Here is a 13,402-nt window from a genome sequence, read left to right as displayed (position 1 = left end):
ATGAATGAAACATATTGTAATTCCTGCACGTTACGCAAGTTCTCGTTTACCTGGGAAACCGTTGCTCTTAATTCATGGTCGTCCCATGATTTTACGTGTGGTTGATCAGGCGAAAAAAGTGCATGGTTTTGATGATCTTTGTGTGGCAACGGATGATGCACGTATTTCTGAGATTTGTCGTGCGGAAGGTATAGATGTTGTGGTGACCAGTCCTGATCATCCTTCTGGCACTGATCGTTTGAGCGAAGTGGCACGAATTAAAGGTTGGGATGCACAAGATATTATTGTGAATGTGCAAGGTGATGAACCTTTGTTGCCTGCCCAATTGATAGAGCAAGTTGCAGATCTATTGGTGCAAAAACCACATTGCTCTATGTCGACTCTTTGCGAACCGATTCATCTATTGGAAGAGTTTCAGCGTGACAGTATTGTGAAAGTTGTCATGTCTAAATTCAATGAGGCACTGTATTTTAGTCGTTCATCGATTCCTTATGATCGAGATGGTGCGAAGCATACAGATAGTCCATTACATCAACATGCTTATCGTCATCTTGGTTTATATGCCTATCGTGTGAATTTATTGCAAGAGTATGTGACTTGGGATATGGGAACACTTGAGCAACTGGAAAGCCTTGAGCAATTACGAGTTCTTGAAAATGGACATCGAATTGCTATTGATATAGCACAAGTGAATTTACCACCGGGTGTCGATACTCAGTCAGATCTAGACCGTTTAAATGCGATGGATGTTTCATATTTTGAATAAGTGTTGGATTTAAAACATGGATGCAACAAATTCTCAGGTTTATCCATGGCAAAAACAGGTGTGGGAAACGTTAACAGGGCGCTTTCCGCGCTTAGGACATGGTCTACTTTTCTATGGTAAAAAAGGTTGTGGTAAGCAGGCATTTACACAGCATTTTTTATCATGGGTGCTTTGTCTAAATAAGCAGCCTGAAGGCGCTTGTGGCGTATGCAGTAGTTGCCTGTGGTTAAAGTCGGATACACATCCTAATTATGTCTATATCAGCACAGATGAAGACAATAAAAAGCAAAATGCCAAAATCAAGATTGAAAAAATTCGAGATTTACAGCCTTTTGTTCAGCAAACCGTAGATGGTTGGCGCATTATCGTGATAGAGCCTGCGGAAGCACTGAATATAGCCTCTGCAAATGCACTATTGAAAACGCTTGAAGAACCGGGTGATCGTGTGGTTCTCATTCTATTGGCGGATCATTATTTAAAATTGCCTGCAACGATTCGTAGTCGGTTACAACATTTTGCTTTGGATCGTATTTCTCCTGAGCAAGGTGAAGAATATCTAAAGTTGCATTTAACGGAGTCGATGCATGCACAGATTCCGTTGTTGATGAACTTATCTAATCAGATGCCATTACAAGCTTTAGAATTAGCGCAGATGGATTGGCTAAAAAGACGTGGTGATTTTTTACAAGATTGGCAAAAACTGGTTACACAAAAAAGCATGCCAATGCAATATGCAAGCAAATGGAATAAAGAACTGAATTTTGTAGACTTTATACAGATGTTTGAATACTTGTTGTCCGATATAATTTGTGTCAAGCTAAATCAAAGCGTAAAAAATATAGATCTTCAATTTCATCCAATCGCTGAGCAATATGATTTGGAAACATTGTTCGATCTTTATGAAAATTTACAGCAATTCAAACAATTGGTTGATCAGAATGTGCAAACAAATCTAATTATCGATCAACTTTTTATCAAACTCATGAATGTTTCATCATCATGACATAATAAATGGGGAATAATGATGCAACCACGTATGGGCGGTTTATTACAAGTTAATATTAATGACCGAGCGACCTTGCAAGCCAGCTATATGCCTTATGTGCAAGGCGGTGGTTTGTTTATTCCCTCAAAACAAAGTGTAAAAATGGGTGAAGAAGTGTTTGTATTGGCAACGCTTCCTGATCAATCTCAAAAAATTCCATTGACAGGCAAAGTGGTGTGGATTTCGCAAAAACAAGCAGGAATGAAACCACAAGGTTTCGCGATTCAATTGAGTGGCGAAAAAGGCATCTATTATAAAATGGAAGCAGAAAAATTACTTGCAGGTAGTATGTCTTTAGACCGTCCTAGCTTTACAATGTAGTTTCTAAATCTAAGCAAGAAGGTATTACTGTGTTTGTTGATACGCATTGTCACTTAACGATGTTGAATTTAGAGCCGTATGGCGGCGATTTAGATGCTGCATTACAGCAAGCACGTGACGCAGGTGTCTCTAAATTCATGGGTATTTCTGTTGATTTAGATGATCATATTGCGTTGTCTGAAATAGCTGCTCGTCATCATGATGTCGGTTATAGCGTGGGTGTGCATCCTTGTGAAGATGTCGCTGTGATGCGACGTGCAACTGTTGAACGTTTGGTTGAGTTGGCTCAGGCTGAGAAAGCTTGGGCTTTGGGAGAAACGGGCTTAGATTATTTTCACAGCACTGAATTTATTTCAGAGCAGAAAGCTTGTTTTGCACGACATATTCATGCCTCGCAAGCAGTAAAAAAACCAGTGGTGGTGCATACACGTTCTGCCAAACATGAGACTGTTGATATTATTCGTGCTGAAAAATCCACACATGGTATTTTGCATTGTTTCACAGAGGATTGGGAAACAGCCAAAGCTGTACTAGATTGTGGTTATTATATTTCGTTTTCAGGCATTGTTTCTTTTAAAAATGCACAAGATTTACGTGATGTAGCCAAGCAAGTGCCTTTAGATCGATTGTTAATTGAAACAGACAGTCCTTATTTGGCACCAATGCCTTATAGAGGAAAGTCTAATGAGCCTAAATACGTTCCCTATGTAGCCAAAGCCTTAAGTGATGTATATGATAAACCACTTGAGGAGATTGCTTTCATAACCACGCAAAACTTTGAAAATCTCCTTAGTATGAAATAAATATTCTGGCTGAATAGAAGAAAGAAGAGAGTTATAGAGTGAAGATGGATCGTCAGGCTCAGTTTAGAGCGAGAGAAGCATTAATTTTTCAGGTTGCTGAACAATTGCTTTTAGAAAATGGTGAGTCTGGAATGACTCTTGATGCACTTGCTGCGGAATTGGATCTGGCGAAAGGGACGCTGTATAAGCATTTTCAGAGTAAAGATGAATTGTATATGCTGCTTATTATTCGTAATGAGCGCATGTTATTAGAAATGGTCAAAGACACAGAGAAAGGTTTTCCTGAACATTTGGCATTTTTTATGTTACATCACTTGCATCATCCTGAACGTGCAGTTCTTTTTCATCAAATTGAAGAACGTCTTTCGACGACTGGGCAAGGGATTCATCTGTTATTTAGCGAGCTTTACCAAATTCGTAAACAACGCTTACGCATCATCATTCGCATGACAGAAAGCTATCTTGAATCTATACAAAGCTTAATGTCTGTACGTGATTATTTGGCTTCGATTTGGTCAATCACGCAGGGTGGTGCTTCCATTCTAAATTCGAGTTTTTATCAGCGTTATTTAGGTTGCCGAGATACTTTGCGCGTGGCTTTAATTGATCAAGCATTACTATTGCCCAAACATCAACTGGTCACGGAACACGTGGCTTAAAAGGCGATTATGAAAACTCAATCATCACCTTTAAACCGAGCAGGTTTTACGCTTATAGAGTTAATGGTTGTTATTGTAATCGTGAGTATCATGGCATCATTAATTGTGTTAAATATTGATGGTGTGGATCAGCGTAAAGCAATGCAAGCACGCGCATTGGTGATTTTAGATTTAAAAAAAATTAATCGTGAAGCCAATGATCAAGCGCGTATTTATGCATTAGATGTACAACCTGCGACGGATGTGAATGGTTTTCGTTATGCTTTGATTGAATATCAACCTGTTGTGATTGACCCAAAACAACAGACTCAGGTTGTTGAACAAAATAGATGGAAGTCCGTTAAAGATTTTGATGTCAGAACCTTGCCAGATCACGTGTCTTTTTTGGTTCAAGCCCAAGAACATCGTTATCAAAATGCCAATAATGATGATTTAGTTGGTACAAATGCTCCGAAGCTAATTTGGTTTGGTAATGGTGAGGCGAAACCTGTTAGCATCCAAATGTATTATGATCAAAAACCAATTGGTGAGCTGATCAATGTCGATTATCTAGGTAAAATCGATGAAGAAAAATAATGGATTTACCTTAATTGAGGTGGTCGTTGCCTTAGCAATTTTTGCTGTAGCTGCCATCGCTTTGACCAAAGTTGCGATGCAATATACGCAATCTACAGCCAACTCAATTTTAAGAACTAAGGCGCAATTTGTTGCTCAAAATGAAATTGCACAAATGCAAATTAACAATGAGTGGATGGATGGCACCCAATCAAAACAAGTCACTTCGCAAGGTCAGACTTGGCAAATTGATAAAAAAGCTGAATCCACAATTAGTCCAAATGTACAACGTATTGATGTACAAGTGAGTTTGTATAATACAGAAGCGGGTAAGGTTGAGTCAGGTGTGACCAATGTGGTGTTTTTTAATTATCCTTTAAAAGCGAAGCAATCGTGAAGAATAAAAAAATCGCTCAATATTCAGGTGATAAATCTCAAAAATATTCTAAAAAAACAGGATTTACACTGGTTGAATTGCTGGTTGCAATCGCTATTTTTGCGGTGCTTTCAGCAATGGGGTGGAAAGTGTTTGATTACTTGATTAAGGTCAATGATCGCAATGCAATGCACGAAGAAAATTTAGGGCAACTACAAGAAGCTTATCAACAAGTTCAGCGAGATAGCTTGCAGATTATGCCGATTAATGCAAATACAGCAGGGCAAATTCAACCTGCTTTGATATTGGCGAATCAAAAATTGACATTCAGTAAAACTGGGGTTACTGATCCATTAAAGCAAGGCTTGTCTCCTTATGAGCGAGTTGAGTATCAGTATAATGCCCAAGATAAGAAGCTGTATCGTTTAAAATATAGTAATTTAAATATGACGAATTCGGCTCAACCTTTGTCCAGTGTTTTACTGGCGGATGTAGATCAATATCAAATTTCAGTTTTGAATCCGAATGAACGTGATCGTTGGCCTGACACAACAGGTGATGCGAATAATGCTAACACGCAGGCTTTGTTACCTAAAGGTTTAAAGCTTAAATTTACAGTTCGTGATGTGGAATATGAGTGGTTATTTAGTTTGTTAAATACGGACTTTTTAATACAACAAAGTCAAAGTAATCAGTCAAACTCAAATAGTAATTCTAGTGGTGGCTCTTCTTCAAGTAATTTAAATAGCTCAAACAATTCAAATAATAATTCGCCCAATACCAATTCAAGCAATTGAGACAGAATATGAAGCAGCAAAAAGGCATCGCATTAATCACCATATTGGTCATGGTTGCTTTAGCGACGATTATTGCTGCAACCATTGCGAAGCGTCAATATAATACGACTGAGAATACAGCTTATTTAATGCGACAAAACCAAGCTTTATTTTATGCAAAAAGTGCAGAGTCATTTTTTTCGGAATTATTGGTTCAAGATAGTCAAACCAGTGCAAGTGCAGATTATTTGCAAGAAACTTGGGCACAACCGATGCCACCATTTCCTGTTGAAGATGGAATGGTTTCTGGAACATTGCAAGATGAGTCAGGTCGATTTAATTTAAATAGTCTTGTAAATGCTGATGGAAAACCGAATGAGGTAGCACAAAAACTATTTGAAAAATTATTGGTGCGTGTCGGTTTAACGGCTGAATCTAGCCAAGCAGTGATTGATTGGATTGATCCAGATGATTTACCGATTGGTTCGATGGGTGCTGAAAGTAATTATTATCAAGGTTTGCCAAACTCGTATTTAGCTGCAAATGGACAATTTCACAGTATTGAAGAATTGAAACAAGTTCGTGGCTTTGAAGGTAAGAAATACGAGCTTATTGAGCCATATATTTCAGCACTACCGATTGATTTAAATAATATCAGTAAAATAAATATTAATACTGCATCACCTTTGTTGTTGGCGAGTATTGATGAAAAGTTAGATGTAAATACAATAAAAGCACTTGTAGATGCGAAGCAAGCCAAGATGGAGCATTTTTCAAGTGTAAATGACCTCTGGGTTCTCCCTCCATTTAGTACGGTTGATCCTGCTATTCAAACGGCTTTTGCAGCACTTTTTGATGTGAAGTCGAATTATTTTAAAGCCCAAATTGAAGTTTTACTAAGTAATCGAAAACGCCAATTTACGAGCCATTTAATGCGAAAAGATAAACAAGTCTTTGTATATGCAAGAAGTTTAGCGCCATTTTAATTTCTAATTTTATGGCTTTAAATGTTATTTTTGTGAGGTAGGTTTTTGGTGGGTTCTTATTGTAGGATCTTTTGGTTATTTTAAAAACTCAAATCATGCCATGTTCAGACTTATTGCCTATTGCAATCAACGTTAAAATTAATGCTCAGTGTTTCAATTTTGCTTTATAATCAAAATTCTTAACGTCTTGTTGAACTATTTGGCACATGTTAATTCGTAAGTTATTTAAGTTTGAAAATGCGCACATCGTGCGTAACTGCACATCTGATCGTTGTAAGCGTTCGATTCATGGGCATAGCTACAAAGTTGAATTGTTGCTTAAAGCTTCGAAGCTGGATCATGGTCAAATGGTGTATGACTTTGGTTTGTTGAAGGGAGTTATTAAAGACCTCTTTGATAGTTTTGACCATGCAATTTGTTTTTGGCAAGATGATAGTGCCGAATATATACAGGCGTGCAAAACGTTTAGTGCTCGATGGGTGGCTTTGCCTGTCTCGCCTTCAGCTGAACAGTTTTCCCGTATTTTTTTCTACTTGGCACAACAAGTATTAAAATCAACCATCACTCAAAATGGTGAGGGTGACGTGGAAGTGTATTCTGTGATCGTGCATGAAACGGATACAGGTTATGCGCAAAGTTTTCAAGAAGATATTGAAAATGAACAAATGGGGATTTTAAGTCTCGATCAGATTGTATTTTCAGAGCAAGTACAAGTTGAATGGACTGACCCTAATATGTATGAGAATTTAAAACAAGGGATTAGATTTGAAAATCCGCAAGTTGATTTGCAAGTCAAAATTTAAGCAATGCCTTGTGTATAGAGATTTAGGATGAAACGTCAATGCAATTAACGGAACAAGAGCAAACCAAATTGAATCAAGTTCGGTTGGACGATTGCTGGAAAAGCAGTTTGACAGAATTTTTGTTGGGTTCAAAAATGGATCAGCTCAGAAATTTTTTAATTGCTGAAAAAAATGCAGAAAAAGTGGTTTATCCTCCCAGTTCACTCATTTTTAATGCATTAAATACTACGCCATTACCGAATGTAAAAGCGGTTATTTTGGGTCAAGATCCATATCATGGACCAAATCAAGCCAATGGTTTAAGTTTTTCTGTGCAAAAAGGATTGGCTTTACCGCCATCCTTACGTAATATTTTCCATGAATTGAATACAGATTTGGCAATTCCTTCATCTAAACATGGTGATTTAAGTAAATGGGCCCAACAAGGTGTACTTTTACTCAATAGTGTTTTAACGGTGGAAGCAGGACAGCCAACATCGCATCAAAAACAGGGTTGGGAAGACTTTACCAATACGGTTATTGATGTGCTAAATGAACAACGTGAGCATGTGGTATTTATACTTTGGGGTGCTTATGCTCAACGAAAAGGACAACGTATTGATCAAAATAAGCATTTGGTTTTAACTGCTGCTCATCCATCTCCTTTAGCGGCAAACCGAGGTGGTTTTTTTGGTTGTAAAGTTTTTTCTAAAACAAATAATTATCTGAAACAAAATGGCATTGAGCCGATTGACTGGCAGCTGGACGCATGACAAATTCTCCCGATACAAACAACTATCACCCAGATTTAATCATTGAAGAAGCAAAAAATGGTTGGCGCATTGTTCGTCTGAACCGTCCAAAATCTCTTCATGCATTGGATGAATCTATTGTTGCAGCACTATTAAAGCTGTTTGAAGATTTTCATACTGATCCATCAGTAAAATCGATTTGGTTAGACTCAACAACACCGAAAGCATTTTGTGCAGGTGGTGATGTTCGTAAATTACGTCAACTTGTGATTAATAATGAAGTTGATACAGCCAATCAATTTTTTGAAACTGAGTATGCGCTTGATTTGTTGTTGCATAACTATGCCAAACCGATCGTAGTTTGGGGTGAAGGTTATGTAATGGGTGGTGGTTTAGGTCTGTTTATGGCTGCACCATTCCGTTTAGTGACACCTTATTCACGCTTAGCAATGCCTGAAGTAAATATCGGTTTATATCCTGATGTCGGCGCGACACGCTTTTTAGCAGATCGTGGCCCAATTGGATTATTCACTGGATTAACAGGTTCAATTATGACTGCCGCCGGTGGTTATGGTATTGGTTGGGCAACGCATATTTGTGATGCACAGCGTGATGTTGTGTTACAGAAACTGCTTGATATTGATTGGGGGCATTACCCAGCGGGTGATTTCCGTGCTTTGGATGATACTTTAAATGGTATGCATCGTCCTGTTTCACCGGGTCCATTGCAGAATTCACTTGATGTGATACATAGTGTTTGCCGTGGTGTTAATTTTGAGCAAGACTATCAATCTATTATTGGGTTGAGTGATGCGCGTAGCGATTGGTTACGCCAAGCAAGTGAAAACTTACAGAAGGGTTCACCAAGTACAGCTGCAATCACATGGTTATTATGGCAATGGGGTAGACAAGTTCATTCTTGGTCAGAAGTATTTGAGTTAGAAAAACAGATTTCGAATTGGAAAATCCGTCATCCTGACTTCGTTGAAGGTGTGCGTGCACGTTTAGTTGATAAAGATTTGTCACCTGAATGGGAAGCGACTGAGTCACTGAGCTTGGCAGGAATTTTATCTAAGAATCCTCCGTTAACCAATATTGAAAGCTGGAATGTATTGCTGAAGCAGTATGGTGTCATTTAAATATACATGATTGAAATACAAAAAATTGAAGATGAAAAATGGATGCAGTTGGCTTTCGAGCAAGCTGCATTCGCTGCTTCTAAACAAGAAATACCTGTTGGTGCCGTGATTGTGAGTCAAGGTGAAATAATTGGGCAGGGTTTTAATTGTCCAATTACTAGTCATGATCCAACAGCACATGCTGAAATTCAAGCATTAAGACAAGCAAGCACACATTTACAGAATTATCGCTTACCTGATGATGCAACCTTGTATGTGACCCTTGAACCCTGCACAATGTGTGTCGGGGCTTTAATTCATGCTCGAATTCAGCGAGTTGTGTTTGCAACGACTGAACCCAAAGCAGGTTCGTTGGTTAGTGCACGACAATTATTACAAAGTGGTTATTACAATCATGTCTTTGAATTTGAAGGTGGTTGTCTTCAAGAGCAATGTTCAATTCAATTATCAGATTTTTTTAAAATGCGTCGTGAACAAAAAAAGCAACTCAAGATGCAACAAAAGTCATTAAAAGATCTACATAAATAAATTAGAATATAATCATCTTTAATGACAATTTATATTGTCAAAATTATATTTGTTCTAATACCCACAAAGAAAGGAATAACAATGAATTCAATTCAAGTAAAAAAAGAGTTTAATGCGCCAATCGATCGAGTATTTGATTTGCTTTCAAAACATGCGACTTATAATATTGCATTTGCGCCTGTGCAAGTGGTTCGTGTCAAAGATTCGACAGATCCAGGTCGTCCAGATGGTTTGGGTTCAATACGCCGTATGGGTTTTGGGCCGATCAAACCGATTCAGGAGCAGATCACATTGGTAGACATCAATAAACGCATTGAATATAAACTGATTAATAATCCATTGATTAAGCATCATATTGGTATTATTGAGTTTGAGGCGATTACACCAAATAAAACTTTAGTTAAATATACGATTGAATTACAAGCACGTGCACCCTTTGTAAGTAAATTAATACTTGCACAGTTGAAACTTGCGATTACACTTGGTTTTTCTAAATTAGCAAAATCTGTAGCTTAGATTGGACTTTAAATGACAATTCAAATTATTACGATTGATGGGCCAAGTGGTTCTGGAAAAGGCACACTTGCAGCAAAATTAGCTGAGCATTATCAATTCCATTTGTTAGATTCAGGTGCTTTATATCGCTTACTTGGGTTGTCATTGCATCAGAAAGATTTAATCGATGAATTGGATCACCAAGACGTCCTTGAACAAAGCGTTACAATTGCAACAAATTTAGACATCGAGTTTAGAGCTACTGAAACAGGCACATTGGTCATTTTGGATGGTGTGGATGTGACTTCAACGATTCGTACAGAAAGAGTTGGAGAATTTGCTTCAAAAGTTGCTGCAATTCCTGTACTTAGAACAGCACTTTTTGAGCGCCAACGTGCTTTTGCGCAAGTGCCAGGGTTGGTTGCAGATGGGCGTGATATGGCGACTGCCATTTTCCCAGAGGCAAAAGCGAAGATTTACTTGACGGCTTCTGCTGAATCTAGAGCGGAACGTCGTGTAAAACAGTTGCAGGGTATGGGGCTGGATGTTAAAATAGGCGACATTTTAGCGAATATACAAGCGCGAGATAAGCGAGATATGGAGCGAAGCGTTGCTCCACTCAAGCCAGCAGATGATGCTTATATCATTGATAGTTCAACTTTGAACATTGATGAAGTGTTTAATCTAATGACAACTTATGTTGATGCTCAGTTCGCTAACTAACGAATATTTATGTAAATATTTAGTGAAAGCATAGCTTGATCAGTTCATATGGACTATGTGGAAACTTAACTGAACCGGCCTTGTCTGATCCAAGACCGCTGACTTTTTAGGTATATCATGACCGAATCTTTTGCAGCCCTCTTTGAAGCAAGCGAATTAAACCTCAACGTTGAAAAGGGTGCAGTCATCCAAGGTATCGTTGTTAGCATCGATTCTGACTGGGTAACTGTTGATACTGGCCTTAAATCTGAAGGTGTTGTATCTCGCTCTGAATTCTTAAATGAACAACGTGAACTTGAAGTTCAAGTTGGCGACACAGTTGATGTTGTTGTTGAAGCGCTTGACAACGGTATGGGTCAAACTGTTTTATCACGTGAAAAAGCGAAACGTGCTGAAACTTGGACTAAACTTGAAAAAATCTTTGAAGACGGCGAAATCGTTACTGGTATTATTTCTGGTAAGGTTAAAGGCGGTTTCACTGTTGACATCGGTCCAGTTCGTGCATTCTTACCAGGTTCTTTGGTAGACACTCGTCCTATCCGTGACACGACTCACCTTGAAGGTAAAGAGTTAGAGTTTAAAGTAATTAAACTTGATGCTAAACGTAATAACGTTGTTGTATCTCGTCGTGCAGTTATGGAAGCTGAATCTTCAGCTGATCGTGAAGCATTACTTTCTCAACTTGAAGAAGGTCAAACAGTTACAGGTACAATTAAGAACCTTACTGATTATGGCGCATTCGTTGACCTTGGTGGTATTGACGGTCTTCTACATATCACAGATATGGCTTGGAAACGCATCAAACACCCTTCAGAAGTTGTTGAAGTGGGTCAGGAAGTTACTGTTAAAGTACTTAAATTTGACAAAGAACGTAACCGCGTATCTTTAGGCCTTAAACAATTAGGCGAAGATCCATGGTTAGCGATCATGAACCGTTATCCTAAAGGTTCAATCGTTAAAGCTCGTGTAACGAATTTAACTGATTACGGTTGCTTTGCTGAAATCGCTGAAGGCGTTGAAGGTTTAGTACACGTTTCAGAAATGGATCACACTAACAAAAACATCCACCCATCTAAAGTTGTTCAGATTGGTGACGAAGTTGATGTTATGGTTCTTGAAGTTGATGAAGAGCGTCGTCGTATTTCTCTTGGTATCAAACAAACTCGTGCTAATCCATGGGAAGAGTTTGCTAAAGATCACGACAAAGGCGAAAAAGTTTCTGGTACTATTAAATCAATCACTGATTTCGGTATCTTCATCGGTTTACCTGGCGGTATCGATGGTCTTGTTCACTTGTCTGATATTTCTTGGAACGAACAAGGCGAAGAAGCTATCCGTCGTTACAAGAAAGGTGACACTGTTGAAGCGGTTATCTTATCTGTAGATGCTGAAGGCAATCGTATTAGCCTTGGTATCAAACAAATGAACAACGATCCGTTCAATGACTTCTTAGCTGCTAACGAACGCGGTGCGTTGGTTAAAGGTACAGTAACTGCAGTTGATGCTAAAGGCGCAACTATTAAGTTAGCTGATGAAGTTGAAGCTTCTTTGAAAGCATCTGAAATCAACCGTGATCGCGTTGAAGATGCAACTAAATTCTTAGAAGTTGGTCAAGAAGTTGAAGCGAAAATCATCAATGTTGATCGTAAATCTCGTTCTATCAACTTGTCTATCAAAGCGAAAGACGAAGCTGAAGAAAAAGAAGCAGTTGCTAACTTGAAAACTACAGCGACTGTTGCTGGTCAAGAAAATGGTCCTAAGACTATTGGTGATTTGATCAAAGCTCAAATGAATCACTAAGTTGTTGTTAAGAAGTATTATTAAATGTAATTAATTAATACTTTTTATACAATTACTGTAAAAGGTAGCGTAGTATTTAATGACTGCGCTACCTTTTTGTATTTAAAAAGGATATTATTTATAGCATAGCAAATAGCATTAAAATGAATGAGGTCTTAAATGACAACTGAAGCACTTAATAAGTCTGACTTAATAGAACGAATAGCGCTTAAAAATCCGCATTTGGCTGAGCCATTGGTGGAAGAAGCTGTTAAAATTATGATCGATCAAATGATTGCATCATTATCGTCGGATGATCGTATTGAAATCCGAGGGTTCGGTAGCTTTGCATTACACCATCGTGATCCACGCGTAGGTCGTAATCCTAAAACAGGTAAATCTGTTGAAGTTGCTGCTAAAGCAGTTCCGCACTTTAAACCTGGTAAAGCACTACGTGATGCAGTAAACGAGTCTGCCGATTAATAAAATTCGAATAATGGGGTGTTTATGCGCTATGTATTAGTACTGCTGCTGATAGCTGTATTTGGTTATGCATTAGCTTTGGTGTTGCTGAATGGGACTGAGCTCGCAGTAGACTTATGGTTTACACAGATTCCAGCAATGCGCTTAGGATTGTTACTGTTGTTTACTTTAGCAATTGGTATTGTTGCAGGTTTGTTGTTGGGTGTTCAGGTATTCCGAGTATTCCAAACGAGCTGGGAAATTAAACGCCTCCGTAAAGATATAGACTACTTACGAAAAGAACAAATACAAACCGCTCAATTGGCTGCGGCAGAAGCAGTCGCAAATGTACGTCATGAAAAGACAGTATTAGACGTACATACTGAAGATAAAACTTCTAAACCTTTATAATAATATGAATTATGAAAGCTCTTTACTTTGATAGTAGGGGGCTT

Annotated in this window: 18 protein-coding genes; all 18 read left to right on the top strand. The window is 38.3% G+C overall.

All coding sequences use genetic code 11. The features are described 5' to 3' along the window. The first annotated feature begins 4 nt into the window (after positions 1–4). On the top strand, positions 5–766 hold the full coding sequence (gene kdsB, locus B9T35_RS10215) for a 3-deoxy-manno-octulosonate cytidylyltransferase (protein ID WP_086191008.1): 762 nt from the start codon (positions 5–7) through the stop codon (positions 764–766). A 16-nt stretch (positions 767–782) separates the two neighbouring features. Then, a complete protein-coding gene (locus B9T35_RS10210) occupies positions 783–1,769 on the top strand; it encodes a DNA polymerase III subunit delta' (RefSeq protein ID WP_086191007.1) in 987 nt (328 codons plus the stop codon). Positions 1,770–1,790: 21 nt separating this feature from the next. Continuing rightward, positions 1,791–2,132 carry a PilZ domain-containing protein gene (locus B9T35_RS10205; protein WP_086191006.1) on the top strand — a complete coding sequence of 114 codons (342 nt, stop codon included), beginning with the start codon at positions 1,791–1,793 and terminating at the stop codon, positions 2,130–2,132. A gap of 29 nt (positions 2,133–2,161) precedes the next feature. Then, a complete protein-coding gene (locus B9T35_RS10200) occupies positions 2,162–2,935 on the top strand; it encodes a TatD family hydrolase (RefSeq protein WP_086191005.1) in 774 nt (257 codons plus the stop codon). A 44-nt stretch (positions 2,936–2,979) separates the two neighbouring features. Next, entirely contained in the window at positions 2,980–3,594 is a 615-nt protein-coding gene (locus tag B9T35_RS10195) for a TetR/AcrR family transcriptional regulator (RefSeq protein WP_086191004.1), read from the top strand. A gap of 9 nt (positions 3,595–3,603) precedes the next feature. Further along, positions 3,604–4,170: a type II secretion system protein gene (locus B9T35_RS10190; protein ID WP_086191003.1), complete on the top strand. Its 567-nt coding sequence runs from the start codon at positions 3,604–3,606 to the stop codon at positions 4,168–4,170. After that, positions 4,157–4,546 carry a type II secretion system minor pseudopilin GspI gene (gene gspI / locus B9T35_RS10185; protein ID WP_086191002.1) on the top strand — a complete coding sequence of 130 codons (390 nt, stop codon included), beginning with the start codon at positions 4,157–4,159 and terminating at the stop codon, positions 4,544–4,546. Before B9T35_RS10190 ends, gspI begins: the two co-directional genes overlap by 14 nt. Continuing rightward, positions 4,543–5,322, top strand: coding sequence for a type II secretion system minor pseudopilin GspJ (gene gspJ, locus B9T35_RS10180; protein ID WP_228147121.1), 780 nt, complete (start codon positions 4,543–4,545; stop codon positions 5,320–5,322). The genes gspI and gspJ overlap by 4 nt, the downstream gene beginning before the upstream one ends. Positions 5,323–5,330: 8 nt before the next feature. Then, on the top strand, positions 5,331–6,287 hold the full coding sequence (gspK, locus tag B9T35_RS10175) for a type II secretion system minor pseudopilin GspK (RefSeq protein ID WP_086191001.1): 957 nt from the start codon (positions 5,331–5,333) through the stop codon (positions 6,285–6,287). Positions 6,288–6,493: 206 nt separating this feature from the next. After that, on the top strand, positions 6,494–7,090 hold the full coding sequence (locus tag B9T35_RS10170; protein WP_086191000.1) for a 6-pyruvoyl trahydropterin synthase family protein: 597 nt from the start codon (positions 6,494–6,496) through the stop codon (positions 7,088–7,090). A 38-nt stretch (positions 7,091–7,128) separates the two neighbouring features. Beyond that, on the top strand, positions 7,129–7,842 hold the full coding sequence (gene ung / locus B9T35_RS10165; protein WP_086190999.1) for a uracil-DNA glycosylase: 714 nt from the start codon (positions 7,129–7,131) through the stop codon (positions 7,840–7,842). Further along, positions 7,839–8,960: an enoyl-CoA hydratase/isomerase family protein gene (locus tag B9T35_RS10160; RefSeq protein ID WP_086190998.1), complete on the top strand. Its 1,122-nt coding sequence runs from the start codon at positions 7,839–7,841 to the stop codon at positions 8,958–8,960. Before ung ends, B9T35_RS10160 begins: the two co-directional genes overlap by 4 nt. A 6-nt stretch (positions 8,961–8,966) precedes the next feature. Next, positions 8,967–9,488 carry a tRNA adenosine(34) deaminase TadA gene (gene tadA / locus B9T35_RS10155; protein WP_086190997.1) on the top strand — a complete coding sequence of 174 codons (522 nt, stop codon included), beginning with the start codon at positions 8,967–8,969 and terminating at the stop codon, positions 9,486–9,488. 81 nt (positions 9,489–9,569) lie between these two features. Next, positions 9,570–10,004 carry an SRPBCC family protein gene (locus B9T35_RS10150; RefSeq protein WP_086190996.1) on the top strand — a complete coding sequence of 145 codons (435 nt, stop codon included), beginning with the start codon at positions 9,570–9,572 and terminating at the stop codon, positions 10,002–10,004. 12 nt (positions 10,005–10,016) lie between these two features. Then, positions 10,017–10,706 (top strand): (d)CMP kinase, encoded by a 690-nt coding sequence (cmk, locus tag B9T35_RS10145; RefSeq protein WP_086190995.1) that lies wholly within the window; start codon positions 10,017–10,019, stop codon positions 10,704–10,706. Positions 10,707–10,823: 117 nt separating this feature from the next. After that, positions 10,824–12,506, top strand: a complete 1,683-nt coding sequence (rpsA, locus tag B9T35_RS10140) for a 30S ribosomal protein S1 (RefSeq protein WP_086190994.1) — start codon at positions 10,824–10,826, stop codon at positions 12,504–12,506. 159 nt (positions 12,507–12,665) lie between these two features. Next, positions 12,666–12,968, top strand: a complete 303-nt coding sequence (locus tag B9T35_RS10135) for an integration host factor subunit beta (protein WP_086190993.1) — start codon at positions 12,666–12,668, stop codon at positions 12,966–12,968. 24 nt (positions 12,969–12,992) lie between these two features. Beyond that, positions 12,993–13,358, top strand: a complete 366-nt coding sequence (locus B9T35_RS10130) for a lipopolysaccharide assembly protein LapA domain-containing protein (RefSeq protein ID WP_086190992.1) — start codon at positions 12,993–12,995, stop codon at positions 13,356–13,358. Positions 13,359–13,402: the final 44 nt, after the last annotated feature.

The organism is Acinetobacter sp. ANC 3832 (genome assembly GCF_002135415.1).
Classification (GTDB): Bacteria; Pseudomonadota; Gammaproteobacteria; order Pseudomonadales; family Moraxellaceae; genus Acinetobacter.
This window is presented reverse-complemented; position numbering and strand designations above follow the sequence as displayed.

Excerpts from the sequence above, each read along its gene's own strand:
- kdsB (WP_086191008.1), top strand. The coding sequence starts at position 5 with ATGAAACATATTGTAATTCCTGCACGTTACGCAAGTTCTCGTTTACCT.
- B9T35_RS10210 (WP_086191007.1), top strand. The coding sequence starts at position 783 with ATGGATGCAACAAATTCTCAGGTTTATCCATGGCAAAAACAGGTGTGG.
- B9T35_RS10205 (WP_086191006.1), top strand. The coding sequence starts at position 1,791 with ATGCAACCACGTATGGGCGGTTTATTACAAGTTAATATTAATGACCGA.
- B9T35_RS10195 (WP_086191004.1), top strand. The coding sequence starts at position 2,980 with ATGGATCGTCAGGCTCAGTTTAGAGCGAGAGAAGCATTAATTTTTCAG.
- B9T35_RS10190 (WP_086191003.1), top strand. The coding sequence starts at position 3,604 with ATGAAAACTCAATCATCACCTTTAAACCGAGCAGGTTTTACGCTTATA.
- gspI (WP_086191002.1), top strand. The coding sequence starts at position 4,157 with ATGAAGAAAAATAATGGATTTACCTTAATTGAGGTGGTCGTTGCCTTA.
- gspK (WP_086191001.1), top strand. The coding sequence starts at position 5,331 with ATGAAGCAGCAAAAAGGCATCGCATTAATCACCATATTGGTCATGGTT.
- B9T35_RS10170 (WP_086191000.1), top strand. The coding sequence starts at position 6,494 with ATGTTAATTCGTAAGTTATTTAAGTTTGAAAATGCGCACATCGTGCGT.
- ung (WP_086190999.1), top strand. The coding sequence starts at position 7,129 with ATGCAATTAACGGAACAAGAGCAAACCAAATTGAATCAAGTTCGGTTG.
- B9T35_RS10160 (WP_086190998.1), top strand. The coding sequence starts at position 7,839 with ATGACAAATTCTCCCGATACAAACAACTATCACCCAGATTTAATCATT.
- tadA (WP_086190997.1), top strand. The coding sequence starts at position 8,967 with ATGATTGAAATACAAAAAATTGAAGATGAAAAATGGATGCAGTTGGCT.
- B9T35_RS10150 (WP_086190996.1), top strand. The coding sequence starts at position 9,570 with ATGAATTCAATTCAAGTAAAAAAAGAGTTTAATGCGCCAATCGATCGA.
- cmk (WP_086190995.1), top strand. The coding sequence starts at position 10,017 with ATGACAATTCAAATTATTACGATTGATGGGCCAAGTGGTTCTGGAAAA.
- rpsA (WP_086190994.1), top strand. The coding sequence starts at position 10,824 with ATGACCGAATCTTTTGCAGCCCTCTTTGAAGCAAGCGAATTAAACCTC.
- B9T35_RS10135 (WP_086190993.1), top strand. The coding sequence starts at position 12,666 with ATGACAACTGAAGCACTTAATAAGTCTGACTTAATAGAACGAATAGCG.
- B9T35_RS10130 (WP_086190992.1), top strand. The coding sequence starts at position 12,993 with ATGCGCTATGTATTAGTACTGCTGCTGATAGCTGTATTTGGTTATGCA.